6 protein-coding genes are annotated in these 4,996 nt (G+C 57.3%); all 6 read left to right on the forward strand.

Translation table 11 applies throughout. The features are described from left to right. The coding region (locus tag AB6M95_RS19370; RefSeq protein WP_371388385.1) for a hypothetical protein at positions 1-657 on the forward strand (657 nt) is incomplete at its 5' end. Positions 658-669: 12 nt separating this feature from the next. Beyond that, positions 670-1,203 carry a hypothetical protein gene (locus tag AB6M95_RS19375; protein WP_371388386.1) on the forward strand — a complete coding sequence of 178 codons (534 nt, stop codon included), beginning with the start codon at positions 670-672 and terminating at the stop codon, positions 1,201-1,203. Between the two features lie 9 nt (positions 1,204-1,212). Continuing rightward, a complete protein-coding gene (locus AB6M95_RS19380) occupies positions 1,213-3,717 on the forward strand; it encodes a DNA methyltransferase (protein ID WP_371388387.1) in 2,505 nt (834 codons plus the stop codon). 29 nt (positions 3,718-3,746) lie between these two features. Further along, positions 3,747-4,124, forward strand: a complete 378-nt coding sequence (locus tag AB6M95_RS19385; RefSeq protein WP_371388388.1) for a hypothetical protein — start codon at positions 3,747-3,749, stop codon at positions 4,122-4,124. A 33-nt stretch (positions 4,125-4,157) separates the two neighbouring features. Next, positions 4,158-4,700 (forward strand): hypothetical protein, encoded by a 543-nt coding sequence (locus AB6M95_RS19390; protein ID WP_371388389.1) that lies wholly within the window; start codon positions 4,158-4,160, stop codon positions 4,698-4,700. 23 nt (positions 4,701-4,723) lie between these two features. Further along, on the forward strand, positions 4,724-4,987 hold the full coding sequence (locus AB6M95_RS19395; RefSeq protein ID WP_371388390.1) for a hypothetical protein: 264 nt from the start codon (positions 4,724-4,726) through the stop codon (positions 4,985-4,987). Positions 4,988-4,996 lie beyond the last annotated feature (9 nt).

Here is a 4,996-nt window from a genome sequence, read left to right on the forward strand (position 1 = left end):
ATGGAGGGTAGTCAGATGAAGATAGGTTGCATGCCTTTCGCCGCTCCTCTTGTCCGGGCGATTTTGGAAGGCACAAAGACGCAGACCCGCCGCGTAGTCAAACTGGATATAGCCAGAGACAACCGTTTCCCCATTGGAAAAAACACGGTGATGAATATTCGCGATCCGCGCGCTGTTGAATATGCGCCCTACCAGAAAGGCGACATTCTTTGGATACGCGAACCCGGCAAGGTTATCGACGTGAAGGACTACGGCGAAGATGGCATGGACCTTGTTGTCGAATATATCGCTGACGGCAAATGCGCTGGCATTGAGGTTCCCCCTAGGCTCTCCGAAGTTTGGGAAAGCAAATACGAATACCGCGCGCCTAATTGGGCTTTGAATCACCAAGGTATCCCCAACGGTGTTTTCAAAGAAGCTGCCCGCCTTTTCATCAAGATCACGAATGTACGCGTCGAGTGGTTGCGAGACATTAGCGAAGAAGACGCCGAGTCCGAAGTGGTCGGAAACGGTGAGATGTTCGAATGCGGGCGCGACGAGTTCCAACACCTTTGGGACTCCGTTGCCAAGCCTGGGACCAAGTGGACAGACAGTCCTTGGGTGTGGGTCTACGAGTTCGAGCGCACCGACAAGCCATCCGGCTGGCCGGGGAATTGATAGGGAGCAGATATGTTTACAAGAAAGTATCACCTGACGACGTTTGATACGCGAGACGCGGCTATTGCAGCCCTCAAAGAGTTTGCCCCGTACCGGGAACATCTCTCAACCTTTTCCGACCATACGTGGTTTGAGATTTGCCTTCGCCCCGGAACTACTCTCTGGCTCCTTCTCCTCTCTCGGCAAACAGAAAGCCTCCTGTTGGAGAAGGAATCATCCGTCATTCACATGTTGACATACGCCTTCCTCGACGCCTCCACCGCCCTGGCATCCACCGTCAAGCAGCGAAATAAAATGCTCCATGCCCTGGAGTGTGTCCAGGCTCATACCATGCTGCCGTGGAAGCAGGGGCGCGTCCTCATGAAGCGGCTCGGGTATGAGCCGAAAGACGAGCGGGGGCATTCCTCCCGTTGGGAGAAAGGCGTTGTCGCCAACGCTTTGGGAGAAAAACATCGCCAGCCCTGTGAACGGTGGAAGACTGACGATTGCCCGGACGGAATAGTCGAAGGCGATTGCGACCGCTGCCCTCGGCTGTACTACAGCTAGGTTTTCAAAATGAGCAGACAAATGCAATACCGCGAATTCCTTGAAGCAAAAATGTGCATGGCCCGCAAGTCCGGTTTCAGCGTTGCGGCTGAGGCCGTCCATCCCATGCTCAAGCCGCACCAGCGGGACATCGTGCGCTGGTGCCTTGACGGCGGGTGCCGCGGCATATTCGCCGCCTTTGGCCTGGGCAAGACGCTCATGCAGTTGGAGATCATGCGGCAGGTCGGGCAGCGGGAGGCCATGCGGCAGTTGATCATCTGCCCGCTGGGCGTGCGCGGGGAGTTCCGCGCCGACGCGGACAAGCTCGGCATGGACATCCGTTTTGTTCGCCGCTCCGAAGAGGTAGACGGCACCGGGCTTTACCTGACCAACTACGAGTCCGTACGCGACGGGCGGCTGGACCCTAACTTGTTCGGAGCCGTGTCCCTGGACGAGGCGAGCGTGCTGCGCTCGTTTGGCTCCAAGACCTACCAGACGTTTCTTGCACTGTTCGAGGCGGTCAAATACCGCTTCGTGGCCACAGCGACGCCCTCTCCCAATCGCTACAAGGAGCTGATCCACTACGCTGGATTCCTCGGCATCATGGACACAGGCCAGGCCCTGACCCGGTTCTTTCAGCGGGATTCGACCAAGGCGAACAACTTGACCCTGTATCCGCACAAGGAGCGGGAGTTTTGGCTGTGGGTCAATTCTTGGGCCATCTTTTTGCAACGCCCCTCGGACCTGGGCTACTCGGACGAAGGGTACGATTTGCCGCCGCTGCACGTGCATTACCATGAGGTGGCGTCGGGCACCGGCCCGACCGTGGAACGCGACGGCCAGGTGCGGCTCCTGCCGGACGCTTCGCTGTCCATGGTCGCGGCCAGCCGGGAAAAGCGGGCGAGCCTTCCCGCGCGTGTCGCCAAGATGGTGGAGTTGGTCGAGGCCGAGCCCAACGAGCATTGCATCATCTGGCACGACCAAGAGGCCGAACGCCACGCCATCAAGGCCGCGTTGCCCGAGGTGGTGGACATCTACGGTTCCCAGGATCTGGACGTGCGCGAGGATCGTGTGGCCGCATTCAGCCGTGGCGAGATCCGGCGCTTCGCTACAAAACCGGTGCTGTCCGGATCTGGCTGCAACTTCCAGCGCCATTGCCGCATGGCCATCTTCCTGGGCATCGGCTTCAAGTTTAACGATTTCATCCAAGCCGTTCACCGCATTCATCGCTTCCTTCAGGGCCGCGATTGCCACATCCACATCATCTACGCGGACACTGAGACGCGCGTTCTGGAGACGCTCAAGCGGAAATGGCGGCAACACGAGGATATGGTGGAGAAGATGAGCGATATTATCCGTAAGTATGGGCTTTCTCATGCTGACATGGGGATCGAGCTGCGCCGGTCCATCGGCGTGGAACGCATCGAGGTCAAGGGTAAGCTGTTTCGCGCCGTGAATAACGATTGCGTGGAGGAGACGCGGGCCATGGCTGAGGGCAGCGTGGACCTGATCGTCACGTCCATCCCCTTTGCCAACCACTACGAGTACACGCCGAGCTACAACGATTTCGGCCACACCGATGACAACGGGCACTTCTGGGGTCAGATGGATTACCTGACCCCCGAGTTGCTGCGCGTGCTCGCGCCCGGTCGCATCTACGCCTGCCACGTCAAGGACAGGATCATGTTCGGCAACGTGACCGGCAAGGGTGCGCCCACGGTCAGTCCGTTCCACGCCGAGGCGATCTTCCATGCGCAGCGGCATGAGTTCGACTACATGGGCATGATCACCGTGGTCACCGACGTGGTCCGCGAGAATAATCAGACCTACCGCCTGGGCTGGACCGAGCAGTGCAAGGACGGCTCGAAGATGGGCGTCGGCTCCCCAGAGTACATCCTGATCTTTCGCAAGCCGCAGACGGACCGTACCAAGGGATACGCAGATACTCCGGTGAGCAAGACCAAAGACGAATATAGCCGCGCCCGCTGGCAGGTTGATGCACATGCGTTCTGGCGCAGCTCTGGCGACAGGCTCGTTTCTCCTGATGAACTGGCCATGATGGGTCCCGACGCCCTGGCCAGGGCCTTCACCGAGGCCAGCCTGCAGGGGATATACGACTACGAGGAGCATGTGCGCATAGGCGAGGCTCTGGAACTGCGTGGCGCGCTCCCGGCCACCTTCATGTCTATCGCGCCCGGCAGCCAAGACCCTGACGTCTGGCACGACGTCAACCGCATGCGCACGCTCAACGGAGAACAGAAGCGGCGAAGCCTTAACATGCACGTCTGCCCCTTGCAGTTCGACATCGTAGACCGCCTGATCCGGCGGTACTCCAACAATGGCGACCTGGTGTTCGATCCTTTTGGTGGGCTCATGACCGTGCCGTACCGGGCGGTGAAGCTGGGCCGCCGCGGCTACGGCGTGGAGCTGAACGCCGGCTACTGGTCCGACGGGGTGAAGTATTGCCGGGCGGCCGAGCAGGAGCTGACCGCGCCGAGTTTGTTTGATTTCTGCACGGCAGAATCGGCGGCATAAAATCTTTGAATCAGCAGGGAGGTGACGAAATGAGTTTGTCCTGTAGTTGTGACGGAAGCATTTATGACTACGATTGGGTGTACGATGGGCCGTCTGACTTTTTCCCTTTCAAAGAGCATGGTGAGTACAAGCGCCGGAAACGTTGTGCATCATGCGGTGAGTTGATTGAATTCAACGCCGAGTGCGTGCGGTATGATCGTTTCCGCGCTCCCCGAAGTGAGTACGAAGAAAACCGCTTTGGTTCCGAGGTCTGCATATCCCCTATTTTTCACTGCGAAAAGTGCGCAGAAATCTACGTTACGCTTTGGGAGATCGGCTATCGCTGTATGTCTCCTGATGTGCCTGTCCGCGAACACCTTGAAGAATATTGGCAAATTACCGGGTTTGACCCGAAGAAATACGAATAACCGAGAATCCGCAAATCAAAGACGAGGTGAAATATGAGTGCAATACCTTGGGACAAATATTTCGAAATGACAGAGGCCGGCGAACACATTTTGCCGGAGGCATACGAACTTTTGGAGAGCCTCTTGGAAACACGGGGTCTTTATCAGTGGGGTTGGAACCCCAGGACCAGGCAGAGCGGGATAGGCATCAAGAAATCCGCAGAGGCGTGGGAGATCGAGGAAGCTCTTGAGGCAATTCTTCCTTTCCGTCGCCCGGATGAAGATGGTTTTTGCGCGGTTGGTATCCCCAACGAGCGGGAAGATTGCAGCTTCTCTCTTTTGGTCACGCCCGACTTGAAGTGCGTAGAACTTCGTAAGCATCGCTATGGGGGAATTTCCATGATTTGCCGGATGCCGAGTCTCGAATACGCACTCACGTTTATGGAGGTTGTAGGAGAGGATTATTGGGACGAAGAAAAGATCCACAAGATGCTTTTCCCGGATATCGCCCATATCGATCAGGACCCCCCTCAGGAAAGGACTTCCGCAGTCATCATCAAGGAGTCTAAGGCCCTTGAAGGCGAACAGGCCCACTAATCTGTAAATCTATTGGAGGAACCATGGCACAAGAAATACCCATCTCCGAAGCCAAGCGCATTGCCGAAAAGTACGGCTACGATCAGGTGGTCATCTTGTCCACCTCGGCGTCTAGCGCACCGGGCTGGGCCACAACCTTCAACACCGACAAGAAAAAGTGCGGCTTCCTCGGGAAGGTGGCCGCAATGCTCCACAACAACCTGCGGTCATTCTACGCTGACGAGCCCATGGCAATGGACTTCTACCGGCAAATGCAAGAGTGCACCGGACAGAATGACGCCAAATAGGGAATCATC

The sequence above is a fragment of the Pseudodesulfovibrio karagichevae genome, assembly GCF_041414475.1.
GTDB lineage: Bacteria > Desulfobacterota > Desulfovibrionia > Desulfovibrionales > Desulfovibrionaceae > Pseudodesulfovibrio > Pseudodesulfovibrio karagichevae.